Raw genomic sequence first — 18,193 nt, 5'->3', positions numbered from 1 at the left:
GGGCAGGTATGTTTTCAGCAGTCACCAAGGTGCCACTTCACAAGCAACAGATAAAAAAGTTGTGGCGACAGCTTTGCGAACTTGAAAAGTCAGGGATTGTGCGTCAACACAGGTTTGATGATTTGCACTACTTTCTGGTTAACCATGTTTACACTCTCGCACAAGCACAGCCCAGCGAGTTTGAATGGTTAGATGAGCAAGCGCTCAATGTCATGATTAAAGCCGATTGGCAGGCGCTATTGCCTTGGCATGAACAAAACGCGCAGCAAGCCCCTTGGCTAGATACTTTTTTAGCGATGTGGCTGGCAGGGGCCAAGGTGCCCAGTACAGATCTGCCCATTTGGCGTCAAAGCGGCGCAAGTGCGCTGTTTGCAATGAGTGCACAAGCGTGGCTGAGCGATTTTAGCGACGCTGAGCGCCAGACCATGCTGACCAGTATTGAAACGCCAGAGCCTTGGTTGGTGAGATTGGCGTTTGCAGGCCAACCGTTAAATGCTTTACAGCTTCAGCAAGCCCTGCAAAGCACGCATTTTGAGTTTGTTCATGCGGCGTTAGTCAACATGTGGCTGTTTGCACATGACGAATTTGCGGCGCAGTTATTAAAAACCTTCAGTGCTACCGATGAGGCGGAGCATAAGGCGCAACTACTTTGCCTTGCAGGTATTGCACAGTTGCCAGATTGGCAAGATGCCTGTGTGGCATTTTGTGAGCATTATCCCTTGCACAGTGCCCATGTACTTAGCCACTTTGCTCATAAAAAAACGCTCAAACTGTTAGTCAATTGGCTCGATACGCAGCCTATGAGTGAGCCTGCTTATCAGGCATGGCAAACACTCACTGATAAAGAACTTAAGTTGGTGGCGGCCATCAGTTTGGCAAAAGGGGAGGGGCAAGTCGAAGACGGGTTGCAGATCCCCTGTGTGAAACATGCAGAGACATGCCGTCAGACAATATTGCTGGAGCAAGGCGACTATGTGCTGCAAGGAAAAAGCTTTGTGGCTTTGGATGCTCAGTTGATAAAGCAATTTAAGGGCATATTAGTACAAAAGCTGGTGGCAGCGCAGTATGAGCAAAAAATCGCTGCGATGTTGTATTTTTTACCCTGCACGCCAAGGCATTGGGAATTTATAGATAGGAGAACAACGGATGTTAGTAAATGACTCAGCATGGTTTGCTGAAATTGCCCCAAGCTGGGATAAAGACTCTCAGCCTTGTTATGTGGTGGTGGTAAAGCAAAACTTTGAATACGACAAGCAAGGCAAGGTCACCCAAGAGCTAAATGGTCCTGAGATCACCATGGGCGATGGCTTTCAAGGCGAAGGCGCGCAGTGTGAATTGATCGCTGCCAATGACATGGTGCCGTTTAAGCAAGGGTTTGAATGGTATGGACGTTTTACTTGTTTTCCACCCAGTGATCGGGCTGCTCATGTGATGGAGGTGGGCGTTGACCTGTTGAGTGACAATGCCGTACTGATGAATAAAACCTTGCGAGTGACCGGAGAGCGGCGCTGGCGCTGGTCTTTATTTGGTGCGGTGGCAAAGGATTTACAGCCGCTCAGGCCATTGCTGCTCAATTACGCGGTGGCGTATGGTGGTCAAGCGCCAAATAACCCGCAAAGTATGGACAGAGAAAACCCCATAGGTCGAGGCTTTAAGCTCAGAAACCGAGACGGGATCGGGCAGCTATTACCGCAAGTGGAATATGCCGATCAGGTGTTAAGAAAACCGCGAGATACCACGCCAGTTGCCAGCTTTGCACCCATTCCGCATTTTTGGTCACCGCGTTTAGAGTTGCAACCTGAGTTAGATATTCAGGCCGTGGTTGCAGGTGACTACCCATATGTTGAAGCTTTATGTGCCAATTATTATAACTATGCGCCAGCGGATCAGTGCTTGCCTTGTACCTTAAAGCCGCATACCACAATCGCACTGAGTGGCTTAACCAAGGGCCTGCCTTATGGCCAAAAAGTCACTTTTGAATTGCCTTATGTCAAACCTGAGTTGGTGATGATGCGCGGCGCTATGCAAACGCCGTTAAATATGGTGTGTGATAGCTTAATTCTTGACACCCATACTCAGCAGTTTTCTTTGCTATGGCGCACCACGGTGAAACAAGATGGGATCCACCCAATGGATACCTTGATAGTCATGCCAGAGCAAACACCACTGCCGGATACAGAGTCAAGCGTATGAGCAGCGAACGCTACATTAGCTATTTAGGCCACATTAATACGTCGGGCACAACCTTAAGCGCGTTTTATAGCGCCATTGAAAATGGCATGACTTATACCGCCACCAGCAATTTAGAGGAAGAAGAAGGCATGGCGAAAGCCATTGTCGCCAAGCTTGGACCTTTGGCCAATTTACCGCGCGCTGCCCGTATTGAATTGATGCTGGGCGACTTGATGACAAGATTGGCCATTCCTGCGTTGCTGAGAGGAGAAAAAACCGGTGCCATCGCATGGTCTAACCGCATTCATTTTGTGCTCCCTCAGCAAGGCACAGATCCGTTAATCAGTGATGAAGCCCTCAACGCTCTTTGCCAGCAATGCGAGTTACAAGATGTGTTGATAAGTCAAAGTGACGATATTGATTTAACTCTACCCGATGGCACTGTGGTGGTGGCGGCAGATGCCTGTACAGGCCATGAAATTTTGTATGACAGTGATTGGCAAGACAAGCTACAGCGCCAAGATGGCACTGAAGGCATGATCATGAGCGAAGGTGCCTGTGCGTTACTGCTCGGTAAAAACAAGCAAGCCATGTGTTTAAAAAGCAGCAATAACCCGTTAAAAAGCCAGTTAAAACAAGTAAAAGCAGACCTAAAAGACATTTATATTTCCAATATGGCGAGCACCAAGGCATGGCACAACATGTGGTTTGATGCCAGCTGTCATCTGTATCAAGCGGCAACGCAGTCGGACAGCAGCGGACCCGCCTCTTTGATTAAATTAAAAGAGCCGGGCAGGTTATGTGGCCATGCAGGGGTCGCGCAAACCTTAATGGCCTTGGTACTTGGCTTTGCCTATTTAGATTTACCCATTCAGTACACATCCCCCAAAGTGTGGTTGATAGTTGAGCACACGCAGCCACAGCTTTGGCAACTGACAAGGAGTGATGATGAGTTACATTAATGCCGGCCAAGGAAAGCAAGCCGGAACGGTACAATATGACATTGATGCCACCAGTGCAGAGCTGCGCAGTGGCGGCAGCCAAACTTGGCGTCATAACAACCCTGTTTTACTGGGCTTAACCGCTGCGGCAAAGCGCAATGGCGCACTAGGCCAAGCCAGTGGCGTGGCGATATTTGCTGATAAAAGCAGTGGCGAAAGCGCATTTCGTGACGAAATAGATAGGCCCAAATATAGCGACCATACTTTGGGCGACCTGATCACAGAGTTTATTCCTGACTACATTATTCCGCCCCCGGAATGGGATGAAGAAGCCAATCAGCCCATCTTGCCACACATCGAGCCTGTAACGGGCATGGACGTTAACAAGCCAGTGAACGATGCCGATGCCTTATTACGCCTTGCCAGCGAAGAACTTGGCTGGGAGGCCGGTGAGCAAAGTGAGATAACTAAAGACACTGAGGCAAATGAGCAACAAGTGCGCATGGCCAGTGGGAAAAATGTACTGATCAATGGCCGCTCCGCAGTCCATGTTGAAAGCAAAGGCAAACTGATGAGTTTGGATATTTGCTTAACCACCATTGGCATTCCTGTGGTGCCCATTCCCTATTGCAATGTGGCAAAAACCGATGACATCACCAACACCGCCAGCTCAGTGAAAATTAACGGTAACCCAGCAGGGACACGAGATAGCGAATTTACCGAGAGCACAGGGGATCAACCCGGTGACAAAAAAGGCATTATGAGCGGCGTGACCGAAGGCAAAGCGGAGTTTATGTTGGGCTCATTCAATGTGTTTATTGAAAACCAGCCAGCGGTGCGCCAAGGGGATATCATGATATCGAACAACAAAAATACCCCGCCTTCGCCATTAATGCAGTCAGGCAGTATGCCAGTGCAGCGACTCAGCGTTGAAAACCGCCCCACCCCAGCACCGCAAGAGGGCGATAAAAATATCACCTTGGTGGTATCGGGGATCAGTAATTCACAGGAAAGGATCAGGATCGGATGACAAGTACAGCTCCCACTAGCGTCAATGAGCAAGGCGCTTATCGCGAATTGGTGTTTGAAGGCTATGCCAGTGACTCAGAGCAAGTCTCATTGATGATCAAAGATTACAGCGAAGATCAGGCCAAAACCGGTTTTTATAAAATTCCGCTGGGCTTTGCCAACACCACACAAAACAATAATAACGCCGATGTTGAGTTGGTGTACATTTACCCCTTGTGTGAGTGCACCCCAGATGGCGCCGCTGAGCGTAAACTTACGAACTTAAGGCCCGGATATTTATATATTTATGTAGATGGCCACTTATGGCGCGAGCTTGAAGTCACAGAGCACGAAGAAGAAGACATTTCTTATTTTAAAGATGTGAACCTCGCGTACCAAAAAGGCCCGCAAGTGTGGCGCATTGATGAGCACGGCCAAGTTGGTGAGCGCGTGGCAACGGGTGAGCAGCTTAAGCAAGTGCTGGTGCCCAACAAATTGTATGGTCAGCCATGCCGAGTAGAAATTGCATTCAGTGAAACCCAGTGGTGCTGGCGACAAATTGAAGCCTTTGGCGGCATGAGCGAAAATGATCCGCGCTTAAACTATGGCCCAAGAGTTCAGCCGGGCACCAATGATGATGCAGCGAGCGAGCGCCGTAGCCAACGTATGCAAGTGCTTGATAAATTGGGTAACTATGCACAAGGCTACAGCAATGATGAGGCGCCACAGCACATCCCGCTACCGCGTATGCCAAAAAATGGCCTGCACCGCCCGGTATTAAAAGACCCAATAGGCGTGGCCCGTTACCTTGCCGCTGAAATCGTCTCAGAGCGTAAAAACATCCAGCAATTGTCGATGGAGTCTATCAAAGGCGCGCCACTCACCCCAGATGATTTTGAAGACTTTGCACCAGAGCAAAAGAACATTTCTAAACATGTGCTGGCGACGACCATTCAGTCGCAGTTTTTTGCGTTTCCCAATACCACTCAGCAAAAAGTAGACCTTGGCATGTCGGTCTCTGAACATGAGCAAGATATGGCACAAAACTACAAAAGCTGGGTGCGCGCTGGTTTTTCAAAGTATGAGTTTAGACGCTACTTAAAAACCGAACAGGCACTGACCTCTGCCCGCGCCATCAATGTGCAAAAGTCATTTGGTTTTGACCATATCACCCGCGAAGACGAGCCAATGAGCTTTTACCAAGCGGTGAAGGACTACGGCTATTACGAAGATGTAAGACGCAACTTTGTGTATGAGCTAATAAGCGATGTCACCGCGCCTTACACCGATCTCACCAAAACCTTAATTGAAAGCTTTTTAGTACATGACTCAGATTTTAGGGCTGCCAAGCAAATAGACGAAGAGGACATGGGCCAAGAGCTGATGTTAAAAGTGCTGGGCACGCATCCCTTAGATACTGAAAACGCAGCCAACAGTTTAAAACTGACCGCACTGATGTACCCGAAAAAGACCGGCACTGCATTGAGCGATTATGAGTGCGCGCGCAGAGAAAGCAGTGACCCATTCGATACGGTTTTTTCAGTTGAATTACAGCAACAAATTCAGCAAGACATAGACGAAGGTTTAATGTCTGGCGAGCAGCGCGAATTTTGGCGCCGTGCTTCGCAAATGATTTGGGGGGTGTTGGCGATTAGTTTCGCAGCGCCAGCAAGTTTTTTTGCCGTAGGTGGTGCTGGAACGAATTTAAAAGCTCGTACAGTAGATCGAAATGAACAGGAGGCTAAATTAAAAGACCAAATCAAAGATTTGGATAATGAAATAAAAGGACTCGAACAAGACATAAAATCTAAGAATGACGAAATTAAAGAGATAAAGCGTGCTCACAATGAAGTTCGTGAGGCATTGGAAGAGGCTATGGGAATTAAAGGCCGCAAAGCATTCCCTCAGGAATTAGAGCTTTATTTACAGGACAGAATACAAGAACTTGATGCGCTACACGATGGTCATACGAAAGCACAGGCTCAAATTATTCGTGCACAGCAAAGTGTGAAAAATATGCGTATTGCCAGTATGCCGCATGAAAAAGTTGATTTTAGGAACGTCAAAGTACATTTGCGCCCATATGTGCGATTCAGACATTTAGCCAAAGTCGCTACTGGAGACTTGCTTCAAGAAATTGAGATTGATGTAGGTGATTATTACTCAAATAAACTGCCAGATGGAAAGCTTCCTTTAAACTTTACAGATCGAGCAAAGCGTGCAGAAGAGCGCATTGAAAAACTTGGACGTTTGGCTGAGCGATTTGATGATGCATATAAGGAACAAAAAACTCGAAAGCCAACGGTTACTTTAAAAATGAATAAGTTGCACAGCGTGCAATCTAGAATTGACCAAATGATAGCGCTGGATGGGGCATTAGATGAGATACTTGATGCTATAGAGAGGCAGCAAGCTGAAATGAAAAATGGTCAAGCAAGCCTGAAAAAGAAGTTATTAGTATTGGATGTGAGTGCCATTGAGGGGCTTGAAGAGGCTAAGAAAAATATTGAACTTGATATAAAAGATAAGAAAATTAGTGAATTGGAAAAAGATTGGGAGCTCAAAGGTCTGAGGAGTGACAATAGTGCATTAAACAAGATGGCCTCAATGAATATTCACCCTGAAAAGTTTGATAGCTTATTAAAGGGAATACTCCCCGCTGTAGGTATCTTAGAGGCTGCGAACTTATTTGATGTACTCAGTGACGACACTTCAACTCCCCTAGATCGTTTATCTGCATGGCTAGATGCGATAGATATAGGAGGGAATATTGGCCTGAATATGGTTGAAAGGCGTATGGGGCTGCCATCAGTTAAGCAAAGTTATGCGGTACTTAGGAATAAGCCTGTGCCAGCGAGCGCTTTCAAGAAGCGTGTTTGGTTGGTCTCAAAACTCAAATTTGGAGTGTACTTTGGTTTGCTTGGCAATGCCGCGACATTTTTAGCCAGTGCCGTGAGCGCCTATGTATCGTTTTACAACATGCGGGGGACGCTTGGACGAGGAGATACCGCTCAGGCCATAGGCCATGGGTTAATGATGACAGGGTTTGCGGGCATGACTTTGTCATCGGCTATTGCTATTGGGGCTGTTTTTACCACCAGTTTGCAAGGTGCTGCCGTAGCTGTGTTAGCACCTGCGTTGGCAATTGTAGGTTTATTACTATTGCTAATTGGCGCTGGTGTGGTGTGGGCGTTTTCAGAAGCACCAATTGAAGGCTGGTTAGAAGCTTGCCATTGGGGGACCTATAAAACCCGATTTAAAGATGACGATGGCAATCAGTCTACAATGCGCGCATCACTTTGGAAGGATAACCCTGAGTTGGCTATCCATGATTTGTACAATGCCCTGTATGCTCCGCAGTTTAAAGTCACGTCAAGCGTCGGGACAGTCAAATACCAGCTTTTTGCGCCCATGGTAAACAAAAAAGATGGTGCGGATGTCCGAATGTATTGGAGGAATATCAGTCAAGGGGAGCAAACATTTAAACGCATAACTGATCATCAAATTAGTTTGCTAACCTCGGAAATAGAAATTTTTCCAGGTAGAACAGGATGGCAATTTAGCACCACATATACCAAGTTAGAACAGGTACTCGGTTTGGCACACAATCAAGAAATTGAGTTTAAAGCAGAGTTTGTGACTTTCCCTTATGGGAAAGGCGCTAAGATACTTGAGCACACAGAACAAGAATATGCGTTGCCAATTCGTATTAGAAAGCCATATGAAAGTTTATGGCAGCAAATAAAAGGGGATTCATTGCCATTTGTTGAGATGCAAGGTGGTATGTATCTGAAAAAAGTTGTGTTATTTACCAAGTTTCCAGAAGCGTTAAATTATATAAACTAAAGTATTAGAGTTGACGTTCCTTATTTAAGGCCTTTTGTTTGAGAAAATTAACGTTTAATTGACTAATCATCACTTTAATTAAAAAGGAATATAATGAGCTCCCAAGAAGTGTCGCCAAACGAAAATACAAAACGTACTAAAACAGCCGAAGAAATACGGAAAGATTATGAAGAAAGGCGTAAAAATGCTGTCGGCGATGAAAAAGAGAGATTTGAGGAAATAGAGCGGTGGGCAGAAAATCGTCTGAAATACAGACGATCTAATGTTTTTTACGAAGAGTTGTCAAAAGACCACCTTCATCATCAGACATATGAGCAACGTCTCGCAAAAGCTGCACAGTTAAACGGCTGTGAGTTTAAAGAAGCTAAGCCATTTAAAAAGCCGTTTTCATCACGGGAGCATCATGGTACGGATAATCACATTGGCTGGTCCGATGGACAAATTGTTGGGATCCGCAGGGCACCATTTTGGGGCGGGTTTTGTTTTTTATGGTTTATCTTATGTGTTTATATGCTTTTTTTTAGTGTTGTTAATGTTGTCTTTTTTTGGGAGTTTTCGTACGCATATTTAATCCCTGTAAGTATATTAGGTCCTATGGCGGTCTATAAAGTCTGGGAGTGGGGGGCATGGATAGACAAAATAGAATTTAATCGCCACACCGGATTGGTGCGTATGCCATTTTCTTTTCTGAGACGACGTTTTTATGTGCCAATTGAAGACATAGAGCTGTGTGAAGGCCCTGTTGTACAAGCCGCAAGAGGCGGCGGAGAAATGGCCACAGGTAGCCTAGTGTTAACCAAATACCCTAAGCGCTACTGGTTTAGGCCAACCATTACGGTATTTGGTGGGATGGAGCAAGAGCATTGGGCCAGTATTGTAAGGTTTATGGATATTTCTCAGCCTATTCACGAGGATATTTATAAGACTATCGAAGAGCACTTTGAGAAAGATAAAAACGCCATGGGTACAGGTCCGTTTCCTGAATCAATGAAAAAGTACTTGGATGCAGAAGACAGGCAGGTAAACAGAGAGGATGTTTGGTAGCGGTTTTGCTGTCAAGCCAAAAGGGTTGAGTTTTAATAGCGAAAGGAAAGCCATGGTCCCACAAAAACGGTTTAACTTCCTAATTCGATAAATTTATAACAAATGGTCCGTAAAACAATATGCACTCAAGCGGTGATAGATAATTAGGCCAGAATATCTCGTGCTAATCAACGTACCTTGCAATCACAATATTTAGACTTTTGCGCTGCTTCTAAAAGCCTTTTACGCGCCAATGGTGCACCCAATTAACGGCGCAAGGGGAAGGCGCCAAATTGGTTGAGGGGACTGAAACAGAGTTTATGCTACCGTCATATGTAAAACGCCAAGCAGAATCATTCTGGGAGTCTTTTTTTGGCGAGGGTGAATATGAACAAACTCAAGGAGGGATGTATTTACAAGAGGTATTTTTGCGTCCTTCAAACCCCCGATAGGTATATTGAATAAGTTGAAGGATGAATATGTCACTGAAGAAAGATGATAAACCCTTAAAGTCTATTGAGATAATGACAAAAGAATTTGAGGAGAATAAATCCAAAGCTGTTGGTGAAAAAAAGAAAATGTATGAATCGTTGGAAATTAGAAGAAAAAACAGGTTGAAATATAGCCAGTCAGGTGTGCTGTTTGAAATATTGTCTAGAGATTATTTACATCATCAACGTTACGAAGAACGCTTAAAAAAAGCGGCAGAACTTAACGGTTGTGATTTTAAAAAGTCAAACTTGAAAAGTGAGGCATTTGTTTCTCGCGAGCACACAGATATCGACCATCATGTAGGCTTGTGTGATGGACAAGTAGCAGCAATTAGGAGAGCGCCAGGTATCTGGTTTTTGTGTATTTTTTTAAATGTGATTTTATTTGCGGTTGGGTTTTGTGGATTATTAATTGGCCTATTCTCGGGACCGCTTTGGCTTATTGCGTTTTCTCCTTTGATGATAGCCAGCCCCTGGGGACTGTATAAATTTTGGGAGAAGTTTGATTGGCTCGACAAGTTAGAGTTCAATCGTCATACAGGACTGGTACGTACGTCACATACTTTATTAAGGCGTCCTTTTTATATCCCCATAGAGGATATTGAGCTGTGCCAAGGCCCGGTTGTAAAAAATGCCCGTGGTGGCGGTGAAATGCCGACTGGTAGCCTTGTTTTTACTCAATACCCAGCAAAGTTTTGGTGGCGTCCTTCGATTGTACTGCTCGGTGGAATGGAAAAGCAGCAATGGACGGCCCTGAATAAGTTTATGGATATAAGTCAGCCAATACATATGAATGTCCAAAGAAGCATTGAAGAGCATTTTCAGAAAGATAAAAATGCCATGGGCACAGGCCCGTTTCCTGAATCAATGAAAAAGTACTTGGATGCAGAGGATAAGCAGATAAACCGGTTTGAAGTTTGGTAGCGGTTTTGCTTTCAAACCAAAAGGATTGAGTTTGTAGCTAGCAAGGAATGTCATGGACCAAAATAAGATTAATTCTTCCTCTGAAAAGCCGACTAAACAAGAACTTAGAAAGCGACAGTTTGAGGAGCGTAAAGCGAAAGCGACAGGAAGTATGCGAGAGTTTTATGATGACCTTGAGAGAAGGCGCAAAAACCGTGACAAATATTATGCCCAAGGCTTAGTTTATGAAGATCTTTCAAAAGACTACCTCCATAATCAGACATATGAGCAACGCCTTGCAAAAGCTGCACAACTAAATGGCTGTGAATTTAAAGAAGCTAAGCCATTTAAAAAGCCGTTTTCATCGCGGGAGCACCATGGTACGGATAATCACATTGGTTGGTGCGATGGACAAATTGTTGGGATCCGCAGAGCACCATTTTGGGGCGGGTTTTGCTTTTTATGGTTTATCTTATGTGTCTATATGCTTTTTTTTAGTGTTGTTAATATTGTCTTTTTTTGGAATTTTTCGTACGCATATTTAATCCCTGTAAGTATATTAGGTCCCATGGCGGTTCACAAAATTTGGGAGTGGGGGGCATGGATAGATAAAATAGAATTTAATCGCCACACCGGATTGGTGCGTATGCCTTTTTCATTTCTGAGACGACGTTTTTATGTGCCAATTGAAGACATAGAGCTGTGTGAAGGCCCTGTGGTACAAGCCGCAAGAGGCGGCGGAGAAATGGCTACCGGCAGCCTAGTGTTAACCAAATACCCTAAGCGTTACTGGTTTAGGCCAACCATTACGGTATTTGGTGGGATGGAGCAAGAGCATTGGGCCAGTATTGTAAGGTTTATGGATATTAGTGAACCGATCGATATGGATGTTCATGCAACCATCGAAGAGCACTTCAAGAAAGATAAAAACGCCATGGGCACTGGCCCGTTTCCTGAATCAATGAAAAAGTACTTGGATGCTGAGGATAAGCAAATAAACCGATTTGAGGTTTGGTAGTAAAAAACGGAAATTTACAAATTTAAGGATGAAGATGAGTCAAGAAGCGCAAACAGAAGAAGCATGCCAACAAGCGTATAAACAAATTTACGATGAGATTGATAAGCGAGCAGATAACGTTAAAAAATACAAAGCTCAGCAAATCTATTATACAGAGTTATCGAAAGCGCATTTGCATGAGAAAAGCTACGAGGAACGTTTGGCATTGGCATCATCATTAAATGGTTGTGAGTTCAAAACTGCTAAGCCTTATAAAAAAGCTTTCTCCTCAAGGGTACATACTGACCATTTTCATCACATTGGAAATTGTGATGGACAAGTATTGGCTTTGCGCAGGGCGCCCGGAATTTGGCTTATTTGTTTATTCCTTTCCGTTCTTTTTTTCCCCGCTGGGCTTGGTTTTTTCTTTGAGGGGGTATTCCATGGACCGAATTGGTTAATGCCAGCTGCATTAGCGCTTTTTTGCATAGGTCCTTGGCTGACTTATAAGTTATGGAAAAAGTTGGTCTGGTTAGACAAGATTGAGTTTAGCCGCCATACCGGACTTATGCGCACCTCACATACTTTGTTGCGACGGCCATTTTATGTCCCGATTGAAGATGTTGAAATGTGCGAAGGGCCAATCATTCAAGCGGCGAGAGGTGGTGGTGAGATGGGGACGGGTGGCTTAGTATTGACTAAGTACCCAGCCAAGTTTTGGTGGCGCCCAACCATTGCGACTTTTGGGGGGATGGAAAAAGATCATTGGACAGCCATTTTGAAGTTTATGGATATCAATGAGCCGATACATCGAGATGTACATTTATCAATAGAAGAGCATTATAAAAAAGATAAAAACGCTATGGGCACGGGCACTTTTCCTGAAGTGATGAAAAAGTATATTGATCCAGAAGACAAGCAAGTAAGCCGCTGGAAGGTTTGGTAGTTAGAAACCGTAAAAATACGCTTCAACTAAAATAGAAGCTTTTTGAATGAAAAATCACCAGTAATGTTTTATAGGTCAAGGAAAAGATCGGATGACAAGTACAGCTCCCACTAGCGTCAATGAGCAAGGCGCTTATCGCGAATTGGTGTTTGAAGGCTATGCCAGTGACTCAGAGCAAGTCTCATTGATGATCAAAGATTACAGCGAAGATCAGGCCAAAACCGGTTTTTATAAAATTCCGCTGGGCTTTGCTAACACCACACAAAACAATAATAACGCCGATGTTGAGTTGGTGTACATTTACCCCTTGTGTGAGTGCACCCCAGATGGCGCCGCTGAGCGCAAACTAACGAACTTAAGACCCGGATATTTATACATTTATGTAGATGGCCACTTATGGCGCGAGCTTGAAGTCACAGAGCACGAAGAAGAAGACATTTCTTATTTTAAAGATGTGAACCTCGCGTACCAAAAAGGCCCGCAAGCGTGGCGCATTGATGAGCACGGTCAAGTTGGTGAGCGCGTGGCAACGGGTGAGCAGCTTAAGCAAGTTTTGGTGCCCAATAAATTGTATGGTCAGCCATGCCGAGTAGAAATTGCATTCAGTGAAACCCAGTGGTGCTGGCGACAAATTGAAGCCTTTGGCGGCATGAGCGAAAATGATCCGCGCTTAAACTATGGCCCAAGAGTTCAGCCGGGCACCAATGATGACGCTGCCAGCGAGCGCCGTAGCCAACGTATGCAAGTGCTTGATAAATTAGGTAACTATGCACAAGGCTACAGCAATGATGAGGCGCCGCAGCACATCCCGCTGCCGCGTATGCCAAAAAATGGCCTGCACCGTCCGGTATTAAAAGACCCAATAGGCGTGGCCCGCTACCTTGCCGCTGAAATCGTCTCAGAGCGTAAAAACATCCAGCAATTGTCGATGGAGTCTATCAAAGGCGCGCCCCTCACCCCAGATGATTTTGAAGACTTTGCACCAGAGCAAAAAAACATTTCTAAACATGTGCTGGCGACCACCATTCAGTCGCAGTTTTTTGCGTTTCCCAATACCACCCAGCAAAAAGTAGACCTTGGCATGTCGGTCTCTGAGCATGAGCAAGACATGGCACAAAACTACAAAAGTTGGGTGCGTGCTGGTTTTTCAAAGTATGAGTTTAGACGCTACTTAAAAACGGAACAGGCACTGACCTCTGCCCGCGCCATCAATGTGCAAAAGTCATTTGGCTTTGACCATATCACCCGCGAAGACGAGCCAATGAGCTTTTACCAAGCGGTGAAGGACTATGGCTATTACGAAGATGTAAGACGCAACTTTGTGTATGAGCTAATAAGCGATGTCACCGCGCCTTACACCGATCTCACCAAAACCTTAATTGAAAGCTTTTTGGTACATGACTCAGATTTTAGGGCTGCCAAGCAAATCGACGAAGAGGACATGGGCCAAGAGCTGATGTTAAAAGTACTGGGAACGCACCCCCTAGATACCGAAAACGCAGCCAACAGCTTAAAACTGACCGCGCTGATGTACCCAAAAAAGACCGGCACCGCATTGAGCGATTATGAATGCGCGCGCAGAGAAAGCAGCGACCCATTTGATACGGTTTTTTCAGTTGAATTACAGCAACAAATTCAGCAAGACATAGACGAAGGCTTAATGTCTGGTGAGCAGCGCGAATTTTGGCGCCGTGCTTCGCAAATGATTTGGGGGGTGCTGGCGATTAGTTTTTCAGTCCCTACTAGTTACTATGCAATGGGAGGCGCTGGTGCGGATATAAAAGCCAGTGCTAAAAATCGCAATGAGTTAGAGCAGCAGCTAAAAGACCAAACGCAGGAGCTGGAGCGTGAAATAAACAGCTTGGAGCAAAATATTGCCAGTAAAAAAAAGCAAATTAGCGAGCAAGAGCAGCTGCGAGCTCAAGTCTATGCGGAGATGAAAAAAGTACCGGGTGCTGACCCCAAAGCCGTCGAGTCTCAAAATGAGTTTTTAAAGCAGCAAATACAAGCTCGTATTGAAGAGCTCGAAGCCCATAAACGCAATCATGGGCGGGCGAGAACACAATTGTTCAAGTCACGCCAAGGTCTTAAAAATCTGCAAGCACACTTTGAATACTTTACTGCAATGAAGTTTCATACCATTGCGAAGCCCATGAGCTTGTATGACAGGTTTCAGCACTTGGCCAGTGTGCTCACGGGAGATTTACTGCAAGAAGTTGATATTGACGTTAATGACTATTACAACGGAAAGTTACCGGACGGTAAGTTACCGCTTAATTTTCAAGACAAAGCAAAACGGGCACAAGTACAGCTAGAAAAACTGACGCGAGCAACTGAGGAATTTGATGAAGAATACTATAAATCAACTCAAAGCGTTGCTGAGGCAGATTTAGTGATAGACGACCAGCATACAGTAAAAAGTCGACTTGACCACATCATCACGTTAGATGGTTCGCTAGATGAAGTGCTTAGGCTCATCAGCAAGAGTCAAGTACATGCTGGCGTGGGTATAAAACGATTGAAAAAAACCATGCTGATGATAGATGAAAATGCGATTTCAGACCTTTATAAAGAAAGAAAGGTTGCAACAAAAACACTCGACGAGACTTTACAAAAACAGTTAGAGGCTGATTGGCATTTAGAAGGTCTAGCTCACGAAAATGAAGCGTTAAATAATATGGCCAGTAAACGCATTAGCCCGGAGGTATTTAATCGCGCGCTCAATGGTGCTCTGGCGTTTGTTAGTATTTTTGAGATTATAAATTCATTTAAAGTACTGACTGATAAAAACGCCAGTGGGTTGAGTAAAACTTCAGCAGTGTTAGATTTACTTGATGTTAGCCTAAATGTTGGTCTTAATGTTTTGGAGCGAAGAGCTGGCCTCCCCTCACCCAAGCAATGTTATGCTTTGCTCAGAAATAAGCCTGTGCCACCAAGTGCGTTAACAAAGCGGTTTTGGTGGATGTCTCAAATGACAGCGAAAGCGGTATTTGTCTTGTCGGCGAATGTTGCCACATTTTTGGCTGGCGCTGTCAGTACCTACGTGTCTTTTTATGAGATGAGTAAGGCAATGCGCCGGGGAGATAACGCGCAGTTCATTGGTCATGGCCTGATGATGCTTGGCTTTGCTGGCATGACGACCTCTGCTGCACTGGGTGTTGGGGTACTTACGATTAAAGCCTTACAGACAGCGGCCATTGCTGCCTGTATATCTGGGCTGGCTATTTTTGGTTTGGTTCTTTTATTGATAGGCGCAGGGGTTGTGTGGGCATTTGCTGAAAAGCCCATTGAAGGCTGGCTGGAAGCATGTCATTGGGGCAATGGGCGTACTCGATTTAAAGATGATGAAAGCAACGACTCTACTGCTAGAGCGTCGCAGTGGAAGGACAAACCTGAGTTGGCTTTGTTAGATTTATACAGCGCTTTGTATGGGCCTAAATTAGAGATAGCCAATGACCCAAGGATGCAATATGTACGCTACAAATTTTATGCGCCAATGGTACACCCAATTAATGGCGCAAGGGTAAAACTGATGTGGCGACGAACGACTGGGCCTGATAAGGAGTTTAAAGTACTCACTTATCATCAATTGAGTAAGTTAATGTCAAAAATTACGTTACTTCCTGCTAGAAAAGGTTGGCATTTTGATGTCAGTTATCACCGCTTAAGGCAGGTTTTAGAGCTGCCTTATAACAGCAGTATTGAGCTCAAGGGAGAATACAAAGTATATCCGCAAGGGGAAGGCGCCAAATTGGTTGAGGGAACTGAAACAGAGTTTATGCTGCCGTCGTATGTAAAACGCCAAGCAGAATCATTTTGGGAGTCTTTTTTTGGTGAGGGCGAGTATGAGCAGACCCAAGGCGGCCTTTATCTACAAGAGGTGTTTTTACGTCCGCCAGGTCGTTACTGAGGAAGGAGTTACTAGATGAAAACCGAACAGAAAAGTGGACATAGTACAGAAAAGTCGATTGTAGAGCTTTGCGAGGGGTATGAAAAAAGAAAAGCAGAAGCGACGGGAGAAAGAAAAAAACTTTATGATGAAATAGAAAAAAGGAGTGACAACGAAGATAAATATATTAAACAAGGTAAATACTTCGAATCGTTAAATAAGGACCATTTACATCATCAAAGTTACGAGGAGCGTTTAGCAAAGGCTGTAGAGCTTAATGGTTGCGACTTTAAAAAGTCGAACTTGAAAAGAGAGGCTTTTGTATCGCGGGAACATATTGGCTCCGATCATTTTATCGGTTTATGCGATGGTCAAGTTGCTGCAATTAGGAGAGCGCCAGGTATCTGGTTTTTGTGTATTTTTTTAAATGTGATTTTATTTGCGGTTGGGTTTTGTGGATTATTAATTGGCCTATTCTCGGGACCGCTTTGGCTTATTGCGTTTTCTCCTTTGATGATAGCCAGCCCCTGGGGACTGTATAAATTTTGGGAGAAGTTTGATTGGCTCGACAAGTTAGAGTTCAATCGTCATACAGGACTGGTACGTACGTCACATACTTTATTAAGGCGTCCTTTTTATATCCCCATAGAGGATATTGAGCTGTGCCAAGGCCCGGTTGTAAAAAATGCCCGTGGTGGCGGTGAAATGCCGACTGGTAGCCTTGTTTTTACTCAATACCCAGCAAAGTTTTGGTGGCGTCCTTCGATTGTACTGCTCGGTGGAATGGAAAAGCAGCAATGGACGGCCCTGAATAAGTTTATGGATATAAGTCAGCCAATACATATGAATGTCCAAAGAAGCATTGAAGAGCATTTTCAGAAAGATAAAAATGCCATGGGCACAGGCCCGTTTCCTGAATCAATGAAAAAGTACTTGGATGCAGAGGATAAGCAGATAAACCGGTTTGAAGTTTGGTAGCGGTTTTGCTTTCAAACCAAAAGGATTGAGTTTGTAGCTAGCAAGGAATGTCATGGACCAAAATAAGATTAATTCTTCCTCTGAAAAGCCGACTAAACAAGAACTTAGAAAGCGACAGTTTGAGGAGCGTAAAGCGAAAGCGACAGGAAGTATGCGAGAGTTTTATGATGACCTTGAGAGAAGGCGCAAAAACCGTGACAAATATTATGCCCAAGGCTTAGTTTATGAAGATCTTTCAAAAGACTACCTCCATAATCAGACATATGAGCAACGCCTTGCAAAAGCTGCACAACTAAATGGCTGTGAATTTAAAGAAGCTAAGCCATTTAAAAAGCCGTTTTCATCGCGGGAGCACCATGGTACGGATAATCACATTGGTTGGTGCGATGGACAAATTGTTGGGATCCGCAGAGCACCATTTTGGGGCGGGTTTTGCTTTTTATGGTTTATCTTATGTGTCTATATGCTTTTTTTTAGTGTTGTTAATATTGTCTTTTTTTGGAATTTTTCGTACGCATATTTAATCCCTGTAAGTATATTAGGTCCCATGGCGGTTCACAAAATTTGGGAGTGGGGGGCATGGATAGATAAAATAGAATTTAATCGCCACACCGGATTGGTGCGTATGCCTTTTTCATTTCTGAGACGACGTTTTTATGTGCCAATTGAAGACATTGAATTATGTGAAGGCCCTGTGGTACAAGCCGCAAGAGGCGGCGGAGAAATGGCCACCGGCAGCCTAGTGTTAACCAAATACCCTAAGCGCTACTGGTTTAGGCCAACCATTACGGTATTTGGTGGGATGGAGCAAGAACATTGGGCCAGCATTGTAAGGTTTATGGATATTTCTCAGCCTATTCACGAGGATATACATAGAACAATTGAAGACCATTTTCGTGATAATAAAAATGCCATGGGCACAGGCCCGTTTCCAGAATCAATGAAAAAGTACTTGGATGCAGAGGATAAGCAGATAAACCGATTTGAGGTTTGGTAGTA

12 protein-coding genes are annotated in these 18,193 nt (G+C 44.6%); all 12 read left to right on the top strand.

What is annotated here, in order from left to right:
- Positions 1–8: 8 nt before the first annotated feature.
- Positions 9–1,160 (top strand): hypothetical protein, encoded by a 1,152-nt coding sequence (locus AC2CZC_RS22255; protein ID WP_484585472.1) that lies wholly within the window; start codon positions 9–11, stop codon positions 1,158–1,160.
- A complete protein-coding gene (locus AC2CZC_RS22250; RefSeq protein ID WP_484585471.1) occupies positions 1,147–2,193 on the top strand; it encodes a DUF2169 domain-containing protein in 1,047 nt (348 codons plus the stop codon). The genes AC2CZC_RS22255 and AC2CZC_RS22250 overlap by 14 nt, the downstream gene beginning before the upstream one ends.
- Positions 2,190–3,134 (top strand): hypothetical protein, encoded by a 945-nt coding sequence (locus tag AC2CZC_RS22245; protein WP_484585470.1) that lies wholly within the window; start codon positions 2,190–2,192, stop codon positions 3,132–3,134. The genes AC2CZC_RS22250 and AC2CZC_RS22245 overlap by 4 nt, the downstream gene beginning before the upstream one ends.
- Positions 3,118–4,143: a DUF4150 domain-containing protein gene (locus AC2CZC_RS22240; RefSeq protein ID WP_417709899.1), complete on the top strand. Its 1,026-nt coding sequence runs from the start codon at positions 3,118–3,120 to the stop codon at positions 4,141–4,143. The genes AC2CZC_RS22245 and AC2CZC_RS22240 overlap by 17 nt, the downstream gene beginning before the upstream one ends.
- On the top strand, positions 4,140–7,967 hold the full coding sequence (locus AC2CZC_RS22235; protein WP_484585469.1) for a hypothetical protein: 3,828 nt from the start codon (positions 4,140–4,142) through the stop codon (positions 7,965–7,967). The genes AC2CZC_RS22240 and AC2CZC_RS22235 overlap by 4 nt, the downstream gene beginning before the upstream one ends.
- A gap of 93 nt (positions 7,968–8,060) precedes the next feature.
- Positions 8,061–9,011 carry a hypothetical protein gene (locus tag AC2CZC_RS22230; RefSeq protein ID WP_484585468.1) on the top strand — a complete coding sequence of 317 codons (951 nt, stop codon included), beginning with the start codon at positions 8,061–8,063 and terminating at the stop codon, positions 9,009–9,011.
- 458 nt (positions 9,012–9,469) lie between these two features.
- Positions 9,470–10,405, top strand: a complete 936-nt coding sequence (locus AC2CZC_RS22225) for a hypothetical protein (RefSeq protein WP_484585467.1) — start codon at positions 9,470–9,472, stop codon at positions 10,403–10,405.
- Positions 10,406–10,457: 52 nt separating this feature from the next.
- Positions 10,458–11,402 (top strand): hypothetical protein, encoded by a 945-nt coding sequence (locus AC2CZC_RS22220; protein ID WP_484585466.1) that lies wholly within the window; start codon positions 10,458–10,460, stop codon positions 11,400–11,402.
- A gap of 34 nt (positions 11,403–11,436) precedes the next feature.
- Positions 11,437–12,327: a hypothetical protein gene (locus AC2CZC_RS22215; RefSeq protein ID WP_484585465.1), complete on the top strand. Its 891-nt coding sequence runs from the start codon at positions 11,437–11,439 to the stop codon at positions 12,325–12,327.
- Between the two features lie 91 nt (positions 12,328–12,418).
- Positions 12,419–16,237, top strand: a complete 3,819-nt coding sequence (locus AC2CZC_RS22210) for a hypothetical protein (protein ID WP_484585464.1) — start codon at positions 12,419–12,421, stop codon at positions 16,235–16,237.
- A 15-nt stretch (positions 16,238–16,252) separates the two neighbouring features.
- The gene (locus AC2CZC_RS22205) at positions 16,253–17,194 is read left to right on the top strand and encodes a hypothetical protein (RefSeq protein ID WP_484585463.1); all 942 of its coding nucleotides are present in this window, start codon (positions 16,253–16,255) and stop codon (positions 17,192–17,194) included.
- A gap of 52 nt (positions 17,195–17,246) precedes the next feature.
- The gene (locus AC2CZC_RS22200) at positions 17,247–18,191 is read left to right on the top strand and encodes a hypothetical protein (RefSeq protein WP_484585462.1); all 945 of its coding nucleotides are present in this window, start codon (positions 17,247–17,249) and stop codon (positions 18,189–18,191) included.
- Positions 18,192–18,193: the final 2 nt, after the last annotated feature.

The organism is Pseudoalteromonas sp. MMG033 (assembly GCF_057197785.1).
Note: the sequence above shows the minus strand (reverse complement) of the source record. Positions and strands in the feature narration are given on the sequence as shown.